The organism is Pseudomonas sp. Pseusp18 (genome assembly GCF_059506005.1).
Genome location: NZ_CP169240.1, coordinates 349950 through 365210, shown reverse-complemented (window position 1 = coordinate 365210; position 15261 = coordinate 349950). Strand labels below are relative to the sequence as shown.

The following is a 15261-nucleotide window of genomic DNA, read 5'->3' as shown; positions in this document are numbered from 1 at the left end:
CCTACAGGATCGGTGTTTATCCGCGATATTTCGGCGAACATCGATCTCTGTAGGAGCTGCCGCAGGCTGCGATCTTTTGATCTTGATCTTTTAGCTCAACCGAAACCCACCCATCTGCCGCGCCAAATCATCGGCCAAACGCTGCAACGTCTGACAGTCTTCACGACAAGCCCTGACCTCCCCCGCCGTGGCCCGTGCCAAATCGGAAATCCCCTGCACGTTGCGGTTGATCTCTTCCGTCACCGCCGATTGCTCTTCAGTCGCTGTCGCCACCTGATGGTTCATGTCGCTGATGCGCTCGACCTGCCCGGTAATCGCCGTCAACGACGCCCCGGTGCGTTGGCTCGACTCAACGCCTGTGCCGGTCGCCGCTTGCCCGGAGTGCATTGAAGACACCGCGTTTTCCGCGCCCTGCTTGAGGCTGCCGATCATTTGCTGAATTTCGTCGGTGGACGACTGAGTCCGTCGCGCCAGGGTCCGCACTTCATCGGCCACCACCGCAAAGCCGCGGCCCATGTCCCCGGCCCGCGCCGCTTCTATGGCGGCGTTGAGCGCCAGCAGATTGGTCTGCTCGGAAATCCCGCGAATCACCGCCAGCACTTGATCGATGGACGCCACCTGATGGGCCAACTCGCCCACTGCTCCGGCGGCGACACCAATTTCGTCGGACATGCTTTCTATATGCCTGATCGACCCGCCCACCACTTCCCGCGCCTGCAGCGCTTCATCCCGCGCGGCTTGTGAAGCGACCGCCGCATTGCCGGCGTTCTGTGCGATTTCCTGCACGGTCAGGCCCATCTCGTGAACGGCGGTGGCGACCATGTCGGTCATTTCCTGCTGACGTCCGGAACGCTCAGCGGTGTTGTCCACCACCCGCGCCACCTGACCGACCGCCGTGCGCAAATGTTCACTGGTGGTCAGCACTTCGCCGATCATCTCGCGCTGACTTTCCAGGAACCGATTGAAACCGCGAGCGAGATCACCCAGCTCATCGGCGCGACTGGAATCTAACCGGTGGGTCAAATCTCCACCACCGCTACCGATGGCTACCAGCGCCGCTGTTACCTGACGAATCGGTCGCACCAATCCACGGGCCAGCAATACCACCAGCAATAGGCACACCAGCGCCACCGCCAAGCCGATGCCGCTGCTCATCCACATCGCCCGACGAGCTTCGGCGTAGATCTGCGACTGCGGCACTTCGGCCACCAGGGTCCAGCCCAGATCACGCAGCGGCAGGCTCAAGGCCAGAAAATCTTCGCCATCGCGGGCAAAACTGCTGCTACCAGACGCGGTGGAGGTCATCACCGCTTGCGCCGCCGAAGCGCCGATCTGTTCGACCAGCGTACGTTTGCCGCTGAACTGCGCCTCGGGATGAATCTGGATCAAACCGTCGGAGCGCACGAGATAGACCTTGCCGCGCTCACCAAAGTTGAAGTTGTGGATCAGCTCCGACAGCTCTTTCATGCTCAGGCCCAGCCCGGCAACGCCCACGACTTTGCCGGCCTGTTCGACCTTGAGGTCGATGAACAGCGCCAACTCGCCGGTGGCGGTGTCATTGTCGATATTGAGGGTGCGCGGCTGATTGCCGTCGAGGAACGAATAGAACCAGGCGTCATTGGGATTGGAGCGGCTGAGCGTGCGGTCCAGGCCCTTTTCGGTGAAGTAATGGTTTGAAGCGGCACCGATGATCAGCGCGGTAAAGGCCTTGTGCTCGGCACGGATGCCTTCCAGATAACTGACGAAACCGGCGGTCTGGGTGCCGTTTTCACCCCCGGCCAGCCAGTCACGCACCATGCTGTTACTGGCGATGTCCTTGGCGGCGGTGAGGGGTTGGACGAGGATGCGCTCGATGTCGTTGCGCATCGCTTCGATGCTCGACGGCAGCGCCTGCTCGACCAGATAGCGCTGGGCGAGGCGGTTGACCACGAGGGTATAAATGCCAACCACGATCAGAATACTGACCAGCAGGGCGGTGCCCATGCTCAGGATCAACTGCCATTGAATACTGCGTCGCCAGAACTGCATGGAGCACCCCCAAAGAATAAAGGGCTGAAACACTGCAACAGCCATGCCGATTGTATACAACTAGATCGACAATTTATTCTTTGGTTGTGCGCAAAGCCGCTCAGGCCTGGTTGATCGTCTTGGCGATCACTTCAACCGTGGCGCTGACTTGCTCTTGGTAACGGTCGAGTTCCTGCTGGTGACGCTTTTGCATTTCGATCTGCTGCGAGCACAGATTCATCGCCGCCAGCACCAGCAAGCGGTCACCGATCAGCGCCGGGTATTTCTTTTTGGTCTCGGCCAGAGCGGCCTTCAACATTAAGGCGGCGTCCAGCAGGGTCTGCTCTTCCCCGGCCGGTGCCTTGATTGAATAGTCTTCACCCAGAATCGAGACGACTTTTACCCCTGCGGCGCCGTAACTCATGCGCTGACAGGGCCGGCGCTGACGCGCTCAACCAAGGCCTGAATGCGTGCAACAGTGGCGCCTTGTTTCTCTTCCTGTTCCATCAGGCTCAGTTGCAGGCTTTCGTTTTCATCCTTGACCTGGGCCAGCTCCGCACTCAGGGATTGGTTGGTGCCGAGCAGGGTCTGGTTCTGTTGCACCAGGTCGCTGACCAGTTGTTCCAATTGGCTTAGGGATGCTTCTAACATTTTGATTTTCCGGGCATTTTCAAAGGGCGCGTACGATAAAGAAAAGTCACTGTGGAAGCCAGGGTTATGCAGGCGCAAGGCCTTGATTTTCCTGGCGGTCGACCTTCCTCGCGAACTTTAAAGACTGTGATTGCCGGTTCTGGTTCCTGCACTTCGTCGTCGCGGCCCTTCTGCGACAAATACGCGCAGCGACTCAAGACTTTAGTCGTATGACCGATAAGTCATCCATACAACAGTCTCAGCCTCGCACGGAGGCGCTTTTTTCGGTGAACACCATGTCCCTAAGAAATATGAATATCGCACCGCGGGCGTTCCTCGGTTTCACCCTGATTGGCGCCATGATGCTGATCCTGGGTGTGTTCGCCCTGAACCAGATGAGCAAGATTCGCGGCGCCGCCGAGGAGATCACCTCAAACAGCGTACCGAGCATTAAAAGCCTCGACGAATTCACCCAGCTGACCCTGCGCCTGCGTGTGCTGGCCTATCGTCTGCTCGTGAATCGTGAGCCGGACGTCCAGCAGAAAACCATCGAGCTGCTGGAAACCCGAAACCAGCAGATCCGAGCGGCTCAGGCCGGCTACGAAAAACTGATCGCCAGCCCGCAGGAGCGTGCAGCCTATGATCAGTATGTGCAGTTGCTGGGGCAGTACCGCCAGATCGAAGACCGGATGAAAAGTCTGTCGCGCAACAATCAGGTCGACGAACAGCGCACGCTGGTCAACACCGATTTGCTGAACAACTCTGAAGCCATGAACACCGTGCTCAATCGCTTGCTGGAGATCAACACCCAGCAGACCATCGACACCAACCAGCAAGCCGCCGACCAGTACTCCTCGGCGTTCAACCTGGTGGTGACCCTGCTGGTCATCGCCACCGGCCTGACCCTGCTGTTCGCCTGGCTGCTGACCAACAGCATCACCAAACCGATCGCCAACGCCCTGAGCGCCGCCGAAGAAATCGCCGAAGGCAATCTGACGCGCCCGATCACGGTCGATGGCGAAGATGAAGCCGGTCGTCTATTGGCCGCCATGGCGAAGATGCAGGACAAACTGCGCGACACCCTGCAACGGATTTCCGGTTCGGCCACGCAACTGGCGTCCGCAGCGGAAGAACTGAATAGTGTCACCGACGAAAGCGCCCGCGGCCTGACCCAGCAAAACAACGAAATCGAACAGGCCGCCACCGCCGTCAACGAAATGACCAGCGCCGTGGAAGAAGTCGCGCGCAATGCCGTGAGCACCTCCGAAGCCTCGAAAAACGCCACCACTTCGGCAGGCGACGGTCGTGACCTGGTGCAGGAAACCGTCAGCGCCATCGAACGCATGAGCGCCGACGTGCAGAGCACCGCCACCCTGATCGGCGATCTGGCCAACGAGTCGCGAGACATCGGCAAAGTGCTGGACGTGATTCGCGGCCTGGCTGACCAGACCAACCTGTTGGCGTTGAACGCTGCCATCGAAGCGGCCCGTGCCGGTGAAGCCGGTCGTGGTTTTGCGGTGGTTGCCGATGAAGTGCGGGCCCTGGCCCATCGCACCCAGCAGTCGACCAGTGAAATCGAACGCATGATCGGCAGCATTCAGAGCGGTACCGAACACGCCGTGGATTCGATGCGTAACAGCACCGAGCGCGCCGAGTCGACCTTGAACATCGCGCGCGGTGCCGGCCTGTCGCTGGACACCATCAACAGCGCCATCGTCGAAATCAACGAGCGCAACCTGGTGATCGCCAGCGCGGCCGAAGAACAGGCGCAAGTGGCCCGTGAAGTGGACCGCAATCTGGTGAACATTCGTGACCTGTCGGTGCAATCGGCCACCGGCGCCAACCAGACGAGTGCGGCCAGCAACGAACTGTCGCGCCTGGCGCTGGACCTGAACAACATGGTTGGGCGGTTTAGCCTGTAACGGCTCCCCCCTGTGGCGAGGGGGCTTGCCCCCGTTCGGCTGCGAAGCAGTCGCAAATTGACCCACGCGTTGAACTTGGCGCACCGCAGCGCCGGCTTTGGGGTCGCTGCGCGACCCAACGGGGGCAAGCCCCCTCGCCACAGGGGATGATCGCCGTCAAAAGCTTTTTGACAGCATCACATTTCAACAGGTTAGAATCGCTGGCACGCGGACTGCATGGTCAGTTTGCGCCCGCCTTTATGCTTCCGGAGTACTGCCTTTGAATGCGACGACCATCAACAGCCTGTTCTTGATCGGCGCGTTGCTGGTAGGTGCGAGCATTCTGGTGAGCTCACTTTCATCGCGCCTCGGGATCCCGATTCTGGTGATCATCCTCGCGGTGGGCATGTCGGCCGGTGTCGACGGTGCCGGCATCATTTTCGATAACTACCCCACGGCCTATCTGGTCGGCAACCTCGCCCTGGCAGTGATCCTGCTCGACGGCGGCTTGCGCACCCGGGTGGCGAGTTTTCGCGTGGCATTGTGGCCGGCGCTGTCGCTGGCCACGGTCGGGGTGTTGATCACCACCGGGCTGACCGGCATGGCGGCGGCGTGGTTGTTCGACCTGAACCTGATTCAGGGCCTCCTGATCGGCGCCATCGTCGGTTCCACCGATGCCGCGGCCGTGTTCTCGCTGCTGGGCGGCAAAGGCCTGAACGAACGGGTGACCGCGAGCCTGGAGATCGAATCCGGCAGCAACGACCCGATGGCGGTGTTCCTCACCGTCACCCTGATCGACATGCTCGCCAGCGGCCAGACCGGCCTGCACTGGAGCCTGCTCGGGCACTTGCTGCGTGAGTTCGGTATCGGCGCCGTCATCGGCCTCGGCGGTGGCTGGCTGATGCTGCAACTGGTCAACCGCATCCACTTGGCCACCGGCCTTTATCCAATTCTGGTGATTGCCGGCGGCCTGGTGGTGTTCGCCCTGACCAACGCCCTGCACGGCAGCGGCTTTTTGGCGGTGTACCTGTGCGGCCTGGTGATCGGCAATCGCCCGGTGCGCAGCCGCCACGGTATTCTGCATATGCTCGACGGCATGGCCTGGCTGGCCCAGATCGGCATGTTCCTGGTGCTGGGGCTGCTGGTCACGCCCCATGACCTGCTGCCGATCGCTTTGCCGGCGCTGGGCCTGGCGCTGTGGATGATTCTGTTTGCCCGTCCGCTGTCGGTGCTGGCTGGCCTGCTGCCTTTCAAGGCGTTCCATGGACGCGAGAAGGCATTCATTTCCTGGGTTGGCCTGCGCGGCGCCGTACCGATCATTCTGGCGGTGTTCCCGCTGATGGCGGGGTTGCCCAACGCGCAGCTGTATTTCAATCTGGCGTTCTTTATCGTGCTGGTGTCGCTGTTGGTGCAGGGCACCAGCTTGCCGTGGGTCGCCAAGCTTTTGAAAGTGACCGTCCCGCCGGAGCCCCTGCCAATCTCCCGATCGGCGCTGGAAGTGCATGTCACCAGCGAGTGGGAGCTGTTCGTTTATCGCCTCGGTGCCGAGAAATGGTGCATCGGCTCACCCCTTCGCGAGCTGAAAATGCCCGAAGGCACCCGTATCGCAGCCCTGTTTCGTGGCCAGCAGCTGCTCCATCCGTCGGGTAGTACGGTGCTCGAAGTCGATGATTTACTCTGCGTGATCGGCCATGAACACAACCTTCCGGCCCTCGGAAAACTCTTCAGCCAGGCACCGCAACGGGGGCTGGATTTGCGTTTCTTCGGCGACTTCGTACTCGAAGGAGACGCCCAGCTGGGCGCGGTTGCTGCCCTGTACGGATTGAAAGTCGAGGGCATCGATCCGAACATGTCCCTGGGCCACTTCATTGCCCAGAAAGTGGGCGGTGCTCCAGTCGTCGGTGACCAGGTGGAGTGGAACAACACCCTCTGGACCGTCGCGGTCATGGAAGGGAACAAGATTGGTAAAGTGGGCGTCAGATTCCCCGAAGGAAGTCGCCCCGGCCCCGGCCTGTTCCTCTAAACTCCACACTTCGTCTCGTTTTCGATCGGTCTCTATGTCAACTCTGCGCACCTTTTTCATCATGGCCCTGCTGGGCTTGAGTCTTTCCATCAACACGCTGCAAGCCGCCGAGCCGCCATCCAGCGAAGCCGTGCAGGCGAGCCTGGACAAGATCGCCGACCGCAAACTGCCGGAGGCCGATCAGAAAGCCCTGCAAGCGGTCCTGCAGAGCACGCTCACCCAGCTCAACAACCGGCGTGATTACGACCAGAAGCTGATCGATCTCAAGCAGCAATTGACCAACGCTCCAAGGCAGAACATCGAGAACCAGCGCGAGCTGACCCGCCTCAAGGCCACCAGAGTGGTGCCGGTGGGGCAACGCTATACCAAAGAGACGATTCAGCAGCTCGAACAACTGCTGACCGAACGCTCCACTCAGCAAAGCGATTTGCAGAAAGCCCTGGCCGAAGCGAACAGCCTGATCATTACCGCCCAGACCCGCCCCGAGCGTGCCCAGGCCGAGATCTCCGCCAGCCAGACGCGCATCCAGCAGATCAACAACATCCTCAAGCTCGGCAAGGACAGCGGCAAGACCCTGACCGCCGAGCAACGCGATCAGCTCAACGCCGAACTCACGGCACTGAACGCCTTGATTCCGTTGCGTCGCCAGGAACTGGCCGGCAACAGCCTGTTGCAGGACCTGGGCAACAGCCAGCACGACTTGCTGTCGGAAAAATCCGATCGCCTGGATCAGGAGATCCAGGACCTGCAAACCCTGATCAACCAGAAACGCCTGGCCCAGTCGCAAGAGACCGTGACCCAGCAGTCCATCGAGGCGCAGAAGGCCGGTGGCAGTAGCCTGCTGGCCACCGAAAGCGCGGCCAACCTGAAGCTCTCCGACTACCTGCTCAAAAGCACCGACCGCCTCAACGAAGTCACTCAACAGAACCTGCAGACCAAGCAGCAACTGGACAGCGTGACCCAGAGCGACTCGGCGCTGGACGAACAGATCAACGTGCTCAAGGGCAGCCTGCTGCTCTCCAAGATTCTCTACAAACAGAAACAGGCCCTGCCGCGTCTAAGGCTCGACCGCGATCTGGCCGACCAGATTGCCGACATTCGCCTGTATCAGTTCGAAGTCAGCCAGCAACGGGAACTGCTCAGCAACCCGATCACCTACGTCGATAACCTGCTGGCGACTCAACCACCCGAGCAAGTCACCCCGCAACTGCGCAAGAGTTTGCTGGACCTGGCCAACACCCGTGCGGACCTGTTGGAGCGCTTGAATCGCGAACTGAGCGCGGTGCTCAACGAATCCATCACGCTGCAACTCAACCAGAAACAACTGCTCAGCACCGCGCAAAGTCTGCGGGCTACGCTGGACGAGCAGATGTTCTGGATTCCCAGCAACAAGCCGCTGGATCTTGAGTGGATGCACGGCGTGCCGGAACGCCTGCAACGCCAGGTCACGACCCTGCCGTGGGCTTCGAGCCTGAGCGAATTGGCCGATGGCCTGACGCAGCGGCCGCTGCTGTTCCTGCCGCTGGCCCTGCTGATCGGCGCGCTGCTGTGGCGCCGCAAAAATCTCTATGCCCGCCTGAGCAAAGTTCACCAGGACATCGGCCACTTCAAGCGCGACAGCCAGTGGCACACCCCGCAAGCGATTCTGATCAATATCCTGCTGGCGATGCCGGTTTCCCTGGGTCTGGCCTTGTGCGGCCTGGCCTTGCAGATCGACGCCCGCGGGCAGAACGCCAATATGGGCGCGGCACTGCTGCAGATGGCCCAGGCCTGGCTGGTGTTCTACACCGCCTACCGCATCCTCGCGCCGGGTGGCGTGGCCGAACTGCATTTCCGCTGGGAAAAGCCCCAGGTCGAATTCCTTCAAGGCTGGATTCGCCGGCTCGGGCTGGTGGTGATGGCCCTGGTGACGGTGGTGGCGGTCGCCGAACTGCAACCAGCGGTGCTGGCCGATGACGTGCTTGGCATGCCGGTGGTGCTGACTTGCTACGCCTTGATGGCCTGGCTGCTCAGCCGCCTGCTGGTCAGCAGCCCAACCCATGAAAACGCCTCGCTGTTCCGCAAGGCCGTGGGAATCATGTTCACTGTCCTGCCGATCGCGTTGTTCGTCGCCGTGTGCTTCGGCTACTACTACACCGCGCTGAAACTCAGCGACCGGTTGATCAACACCCTGTACCTGCTGATGTTCTGGCTGGTGATCGAAGCAACCTTCGTGCGCGGCCTCAGCGTTGCGGCACGCCGCCTGGCCTATCAGCGCGCCCTGGCCAAACGCCAGGCCGCGAAAGAGGCTGGCGACGGCGAAGCGGTGATCGAAGAGCCGACCCTGGACATCGAGAAGGTTAACGAGCAGTCCCTGCGACTGATCCGCCTGGCCCTGCTCGGCGGTTTCATCGCGGCGCTGTATTGGGTCTGGTCGGACCTGATCTCGGTGTTCTCGTACCTGGACAACATCACCCTCTACGAATACACCAGCGGCACCGGCGCCAACATGAGCATGGTGCCGATCAGCATCGGCGACATGCTCGGCGCGCTGATCATCATCGGCATCACCTTCGCGCTGGCGCGCAACTTGCCGGGTCTGCTGGAAGTGTTTGTGCTGTCGAAGCTGAATTTGGCCCAGGGCAGCTCCTACGCCACGACCACGTTGCTGTCCTATGTGATTGCCGGCGTCGGTTTTGTTTCGACCCTGTCCACGCTCGGCGTGAGCTGGGACAAGTTGCAATGGCTGGTGGCGGCGCTGTCGGTGGGTCTCGGTTTCGGGATGCAGGAAATCTTCGCCAACTTCATCTCCGGCATCATGATCTTGTTCGAACGCCCGGTGCGGATCGGCGACACCATCACCATCGGCAACCTGTCGGGCACGGTGAGCAAGATCCGCATCCGTGCCACGACCATCACCGACTTTGACCGCAAGGACATCATCGTCCCGAACAAGACGTTCATCACCGGGCAACTGATCAACTGGTCGCTGACCGACACCATCACCCGGGTGACCCTCAAGCTCGGCGTCGACTACGGCTCGGACCTGGACCTGGTCAAAGAGCTGCTGCTCAAGGCGGCCCGCAATAACCCGCGCGTGCTGAAGGACCCGGAACCCCAGGTGTACTTCCTGAACTTCGGCGAAAGCACCCTCGACCACGAGTTGCGCATGCATGTGCGTGACCTCGGCGACCGTAACCCGGTGCTCGATGAGGTCAACCGTTTCATCAATCGCGAGTTCAAGAAGCAGCACATCAACATCTCGTTCCGGCAGATGGAGGTCTATCTCAAGAACCTTCAGGGCCAGGAATACAAGATGGTGCCGATCGAACCGGAAACCAAAACCATTGTTCCGGCACCCACCAGCAAACCGCGGCAAGAGCCACCGCCTGTCGAACTCGACTAAGCGTGCTATCCCTAGCAGAATGCTCGGACATTCTGCTGGAGATGGCCGTTGAAAGCCCTCGACGAACTGACCTTCGACAATCGCTTCGCCCGCCTGGGCGACGCGTTCTCAACTCATGTACTGCCTGAGCCCATTGCGTCTCCGCGACTGGTGGTCGCCAGCCCCGCCGCCATGGCGCTGCTGGACCTGGATCCGGCCGAGGCCGAAACGCCAGTGTTCGCCGAGCTGTTCGGCGGCCACAAGCTGTGGGCCGAAGCCGAGCCGCGGGCGATGGTCTATTCCGGGCATCAGTTCGGCTCCTATAACCCGCAGTTGGGCGACGGGCGCGGCCTGTTGCTGGGCGAGGTTTATAACGAAGCCGGCGAGCATTGGGACCTGCACCTCAAGGGTGCCGGTCAGACGCCTTACTCACGCATGGGCGATGGACGCGCGGTGCTGCGCTCCTCGATCCGCGAATTTCTTGCCTCCGAAGCCCTGCATGCCCTGAACATCCCCACCACGCGCGCATTGTGCGTGATCGGCTCCGACACGCCGGTCTGGCGTGAGAAACAGGAACGCGCGGCCATGGTCCTGCGCCTGTCGCCGAGCCATGTGCGCTTCGGGCATTTCGAATTTTTCTACTACACCAAGCGCCCCGAGCAGCAGAAAGAACTCGGCCAGCACGTGCTGGCCATGCACTTCCCGCACTGCCTGGAACAGCCGGAACCGTACCTGGCGATGTTCCGCGAAATCGTCGAGCGTAATGCCGAACTGATCGCCAAATGGCAGGCCTATGGGTTCTGCCACGGCGTGATGAACACCGACAACATGTCGATCCTCGGCATCACTTTCGACTTCGGCCCGTTTGCCTTCCTCGACGACTTCGACGCCCACTTCATCTGCAACCACTCCGATGACCAGGGCCGCTACTCCTTCAGCAACCAGGTACCGATCGGCCAGTGGAACCTCAGCGCCCTCGCCCAGGCCCTGACACCGTTCATCAGCGTCGAAGCCCTGCGCGAGACCCTCGGCCTGTACCTGCCACTGTTCCAGGCCCACTACCTGGACCTGATGCGCCGCCGCCTCGGCCTTACTACCGCCGAAGACGACGACCAGAAACTGCTGGAGCAGCTGCTGCAACTGATGCAGAACAGCGGCGTCGATTACAGCCTGTTCTTCCGCCGCCTGGGCGATGAATCACCCGAACTGGCCGTCGCCCGCCTGCGTGATGACTTCGTCGACATCAAGGGCTTCGATGCCTGGGGTGAGCGCTACAGTGCCCGAGTTGCCCGTGAAGGTGAGGCTGATCAGGAGCTGCGCCGCGAACGGATGCATGCGGTGAATCCGCTGTACATTCTGCGCAATTACCTGGCGCAGAAAGCCATCGATGCAGCGGAAAGCGGCGACTATTCAGAAGTTCGTCGACTGCACGCGGTACTGAGCAATCCGTTCGAGGAGCAGCCGGGGATGGAAAGTTATGCCGAGCGGCCACCTGAATGGGGCAAGCATCTGGAGATCAGTTGTTCGTCGTGAGACTGAACAACACTGAATATTCAGACGGGTACTCGCCGGCGCTTTTGGTCATAGGCTTCGATATGGTCGCCTATGATCTCCACCAGGTTTTCCAATGGATGTAATTCATCGCCGTCCATCATTGCTAGCAACTCGTACCGCGACTCAGCCAGCAGGTTGTACTCAGCTTCCGATTCAGGTCGCTTTAACAACCAGGCTACAAATGGCCAATGTTCAATGGCTTGCTTAACGATATCGCTCATTATTGCTCCCTATTAGTGGCGCTTCGGTCTTGCTGCGTGAAGATACGGATCAAGACTAAGAGTTGAATCGCTCGCAGCCAATCAGTCGGGGACACCATTACTCGTAGGGGGTATCTCTAACCAAGGAAGGCTATTGCCTACAAACTCCCACCTTGATAAACATCATTTCCGACTCCAGATCAGTTCCATAGATTGCCTACTCATCCGGAACCCGATCATGACCGACCCACTCCTCATCCCCTGCCCCCACTGCAACGGCCTGAACCGCATCCCCGCCGAGCGCCTCAACGATCATCCAAAGTGCGGCCGCTGCAAGGCCGAGGTCTTGTTGAACAAGCCGTTCGAATTGAAGCAAGGCGATTACGCCAGTCAGATCAAGGGTGACCTGCCGTTGCTGGTGGATGTATGGGCGGATTGGTGCGGGCCGTGCAAATCGTTTGCGCCGGTGTTCGAGCAGGCGGCGGGGCAATTGGCGGGCAAGTGTCGGCTGGCCAAGCTGGACAGTGAGGCGAATCAACAGTTGTCGGCGCAGCTGGGGATTCGCTCGATCCCGAGCCTGATTCTGTTCAAGAACGGCCGGGAAGTGGCTCGCCAAAGCGGGGCCTTCCCGTTACCGCAGTTGATGAGCTGGTTGCGCAGTCAGGGGATCTGATTGCCTTTCAGGCATTTTCCAACAGGTTGTGCAGTTCGACGAATTGCTGGGTCAGCTTGTGCCGCGGGTCGAGGTGGATCAGCGGCGTGTTGGCCTGATGGGATTCGCGCATGCGCACCGAACTGGCCAGGTACACCGGCAGCACCGGCAGCCCTTCGGCGATCAGTTCGTCGAGGATTTGCTGGGGCAGGCTGGCGCGAGCCTGGAACTGGTTGACGACAATGCCTTCGACTTCCAGCCCTTCATTGTGGTCGTCCTTCAACTCTTCGATTTCCGCCAACAGCCCATACAACGCCTGGCGCGAGAAGCTGTCGCAGTCGAAGGGGATCAGCACACGATCAGCGGCGATCAAGGCCGAGACGGCATAGAAATTCAGCGCCGGCGGGGTGTCGAGGTAGATCCGGTCGTAATCGCCGTCCAGCTCCTCGAGCAATTTGCGCAGCTTGTTGATCTTGTGTTTGGCCTCAAGCTTGGGCTGCAAGTCTGCCAGCTCGGCGGTGGCAGTGATGACGTGAAGGTTGTCGAACGGAGTTTCGTAGATGTCGACCTGACCTTTCTTCGAGAACGGCCCGGAGGAAAGGGTCTGCTTGAAGAAGTCGGCGATACCCATCGGGATATCCTCACCGGTGAGCCCCGTCAGGTATTGAGTGGAGTTGGCCTGGGCATCGAGATCCACCAATAACGTGCGATAGCCTTCGCTGGCGCTGACCGCCGCCAGATTGCAGGCAATGCTTGATTTGCCCACGCCACCTTTCTGATTGAACACCACGCGCCGCATGTCTAAACCTCCGTGTATCAAAGAATGACCGAGTGTAGTGGTCCACATCGCTGCTTAGCTACCTCGCCAGCATCTAGACTACACAGTCATAGGCAAATCTCTGGCCTGAAAAGCTGCCAACTCGTCCATTGATAGCCGACAGTGCCGACAGACATGTCCGCCGCATTGTGGATAATGGCAAAACGACAGCTTTTCGCGAACCAGACGGTACATTTCGTTGCGCAAAATGTAACCAGCATTTGCTACACGCCCGCAGCACCGGGATAATGCGCGCCACTCGGCGTTAAGCGCCACGTCAGGTCAGCCGCGGTTCTTGCGACTCACCGCGTTAAAGGAAGCCCGCAGGGGCGGGATGAATGTCTGTGATCAACTTCAACATCGCCCAATGGCGCGCTTGGGCCCCTGGGCTTGAAAGCGTGGATGATTGGCAGGCCTGGAGCCGACAACCGGTCGTGCTCGAGCCCAGCGATGCCGCCCCGGATGTGTCGTTTCTGCCGGCCATGCAGCGTCGGAGACTCAGCCGTCTGGCGCGGATGGCGTTCAGTGTCGGCTGGCCCTTGGCCGATGGTCATCCGGATTTACCGTTGGTCTTTATTTCTCGCCACGGCGAAACCCCGCGCACCTTCGAAATTCTCAGCGATCTGGCGACCGACCAACCGTTATCGCCCACCCAGTTCAGCCTCTCGGTGCACAACGCGGTCATCGGCCTGTGGTCGATCATGCGTGGCGAAACCAGCGAAATGACCGCCCTCGCCGCCGCCGGCGATGGCCTTGAACACGGCATGCTAGAGGCCGCGGCGCTGCTTGAGGAAGGCGCGCCCGCGGTACTGCTGATCGTCACCGAAGAGCAACCGCCCGCCGCCTACTCGGCCTGGATCGATGATGTGCCATTCCCTTACGCAGTCGGCCTGTTGATCACCCCCGGCAATCAGTGGCAACTGTCGCTGAACAGCGCCCCGCACACGTTGTCCAAAGCCCGCTGGCCCCATGCCCTGAATCTGTTGCATACGCTGCTCGGCCAGCAGACTACCTGCCAACATGTCTGGAAAAATCGTGTATGGACCTGGCAACGCAACCCGTAACCGATAAAAACCGCGACGCCTACTACTGGCGCCTGCTGGCCACCGCCGCAAGCTTTACCCTGTTCGGGTTGAGCAGCCTGTGCCTGCGACTGGTGGTGTTCCCGCTGTTGAACTGCCTGCCAGGAGACGCTCAGGTCCATCGTCAGCGCGCGCGACATACGGTCAGTCGGTGTTTCTGGTTTTTCATTCAGTTCATGGCACGCAGTGGCGTGCTGACCTATGACATTCAGGGGGCGGAAAAGCTCGGGCGCCCAGGCCAAATGATCGTCGCCAACCACCCCTCGCTGATCGATGTGGTGTTTTTGATCGGCCTGGTGCGCCACGCCAACTGCGTGGTCAAGAAAAGCCTCTGGGAAAACCCGTTCACTCGCGGTCCGCTACGCTGTACCGAATACATCAGCAACGATGGCAGCATGGACATGCTCGACGCCGCTGCCGATGCGCTGAAAAGCGGTCAGACCCTGATCATCTTTCCCGAGGGCACCCGGACCCGACCCGGCCAACCGCCGGCCTTTCATCGGGGGGCGGCGGCAATCGCGCTGCGCGGTGCGAGAATCCTCACCCCGGTGATTATCAAGGTCAACCCGACCACATTGACCAAGGCCGAACCCTGGTATCGGATCCCCAAACGCCGCGTGCACTTCAGTTTTCGCGTCGGGGCCGATATAGACCCACAGGCCTTCGCTACGCAAGGCCCTGCACCCCAGGCCTCGCGAAAGCTCAACGACTATTTGCATTCTTACTTTATCAAGGAGCTCGCCGAAGATGAGCGATCAGAACACCGTTAGCCTGATGCAGGAAATCAAAGAGCTGATCATCGAAGCCCTGGGCCTCGAAGACATCAGCGTCGACGACATCGGCGACAACCAGACGCTGTTCGGCGAAGGCCTGGGCCTGGACTCGGTAGACGCACTGGAACTCGGCCTGGCGATCCAGAAAAAGTACGGTATCAAAATCGATGCCGACGCCAAGGACACCCGTAATCACTTCAGCAACGTGGCGAGCCTTGCGGCGTTCGTCACTGCAAAACAGGCAGCTTGAGACCGGAC

At 60.3% G+C, this 15261-nt stretch carries 13 protein-coding genes and 2 pseudogenes; 9 read left to right on the top strand and 6 right to left on the bottom strand.

Annotated elements, in window-relative coordinates; all coding sequences use genetic code 11:
• Positions 1 to 90: 90 nt before the first annotated feature.
• From ACEN9A_RS01580 to ACEN9A_RS01565, 4 genes and pseudogenes are all read right to left on the bottom strand, one after another.
• Positions 91 to 822 (bottom strand): methyl-accepting chemotaxis protein, encoded by a 732-nt coding sequence (locus ACEN9A_RS01580; protein ID WP_408981115.1) that lies wholly within the window; start codon positions 820 to 822, stop codon positions 91 to 93.
• A 132-nt stretch (positions 823 to 954) separates the two neighbouring features.
• Positions 955 to 1983: pseudogene (locus ACEN9A_RS01575) on the bottom strand (HAMP domain-containing protein); the annotation flags it as partial.
• Positions 1984 to 2128: 145 nt separating this feature from the next.
• Positions 2129 to 2431, bottom strand: coding sequence for a cell division protein ZapA (locus ACEN9A_RS01570; RefSeq protein ID WP_007936757.1), 303 nt, complete (start codon positions 2429 to 2431; stop codon positions 2129 to 2131).
• Positions 2428 to 2658, bottom strand: a complete 231-nt coding sequence (locus ACEN9A_RS01565; RefSeq protein ID WP_007936756.1) for a hypothetical protein — start codon at positions 2656 to 2658, stop codon at positions 2428 to 2430. Before ACEN9A_RS01565 ends, ACEN9A_RS01570 begins: the two co-directional genes overlap by 4 nt.
• A gap of 209 nt (positions 2659 to 2867) precedes the next feature.
• Here ACEN9A_RS01565 and ACEN9A_RS01560 point away from each other — a divergent pair.
• The 5 genes and pseudogenes from ACEN9A_RS01560 to selO form a co-directional block, all read left to right on the top strand.
• Positions 2868 to 3704: pseudogene (locus tag ACEN9A_RS01560) on the top strand (MCP four helix bundle domain-containing protein); the annotation flags it as partial.
• Complete coding sequence (locus ACEN9A_RS01555; RefSeq protein WP_371916747.1) at positions 3687 to 4559, top strand: methyl-accepting chemotaxis protein; 873 nt, start codon at positions 3687 to 3689, stop codon at positions 4557 to 4559. The pseudogene ACEN9A_RS01560 and the gene ACEN9A_RS01555, both read left to right, overlap by 18 nt.
• A 259-nt stretch (positions 4560 to 4818) precedes the next feature.
• Positions 4819 to 6561, top strand: a complete 1743-nt coding sequence (locus tag ACEN9A_RS01550; protein WP_019650758.1) for a potassium/proton antiporter — start codon at positions 4819 to 4821, stop codon at positions 6559 to 6561.
• A 34-nt stretch (positions 6562 to 6595) separates the two neighbouring features.
• Positions 6596 to 9946 (top strand): mechanosensitive channel MscK, encoded by a 3351-nt coding sequence (gene mscK, locus ACEN9A_RS01545; protein ID WP_258672123.1) that lies wholly within the window; start codon positions 6596 to 6598, stop codon positions 9944 to 9946.
• Between the two features lie 48 nt (positions 9947 to 9994).
• Complete coding sequence (gene selO / locus ACEN9A_RS01540) at positions 9995 to 11458, top strand: protein adenylyltransferase SelO (protein ID WP_258672121.1); 1464 nt, start codon at positions 9995 to 9997, stop codon at positions 11456 to 11458.
• A 20-nt stretch (positions 11459 to 11478) separates the two neighbouring features.
• Here the strand turns inward: selO and ACEN9A_RS01535 are convergent, their stop codons facing one another.
• Positions 11479 to 11700, bottom strand: coding sequence for a hypothetical protein (locus ACEN9A_RS01535; protein WP_258672119.1), 222 nt, complete (start codon positions 11698 to 11700; stop codon positions 11479 to 11481).
• Between the two features lie 217 nt (positions 11701 to 11917).
• Here ACEN9A_RS01535 and trxC point away from each other — a divergent pair, with 217 nt between their 5' ends.
• On the top strand, positions 11918 to 12352 hold the full coding sequence (trxC, locus tag ACEN9A_RS01530; protein ID WP_030129872.1) for a thioredoxin TrxC: 435 nt from the start codon (positions 11918 to 11920) through the stop codon (positions 12350 to 12352).
• A gap of 7 nt (positions 12353 to 12359) precedes the next feature.
• Here the strand turns inward: trxC and ACEN9A_RS01525 are convergent, their stop codons facing one another.
• Positions 12360 to 13130, bottom strand: coding sequence for a ParA family protein (locus ACEN9A_RS01525; RefSeq protein WP_018928585.1), 771 nt, complete (start codon positions 13128 to 13130; stop codon positions 12360 to 12362).
• 356 nt (positions 13131 to 13486) lie between these two features.
• Between ACEN9A_RS01525 and ACEN9A_RS01520 the strand changes: the two genes are divergently transcribed.
• From ACEN9A_RS01520 to ACEN9A_RS01510, 3 genes are read left to right on the top strand one after another with little or no spacing between them, the layout of a single operon-like run.
• Positions 13487 to 14212: a beta-ketoacyl synthase chain length factor gene (locus tag ACEN9A_RS01520; protein ID WP_258672118.1), complete on the top strand. Its 726-nt coding sequence runs from the start codon at positions 13487 to 13489 to the stop codon at positions 14210 to 14212.
• Positions 14188 to 15000: a lysophospholipid acyltransferase family protein gene (locus ACEN9A_RS01515; protein ID WP_258672117.1), complete on the top strand. Its 813-nt coding sequence runs from the start codon at positions 14188 to 14190 to the stop codon at positions 14998 to 15000. The genes ACEN9A_RS01520 and ACEN9A_RS01515 overlap by 25 nt, the downstream gene beginning before the upstream one ends.
• A complete protein-coding gene (locus ACEN9A_RS01510; protein WP_018928588.1) occupies positions 14978 to 15253 on the top strand; it encodes a phosphopantetheine-binding protein in 276 nt (91 codons plus the stop codon). Before ACEN9A_RS01515 ends, ACEN9A_RS01510 begins: the two co-directional genes overlap by 23 nt.
• The last annotated feature ends 8 nt before the right edge of the window (positions 15254 to 15261 follow it).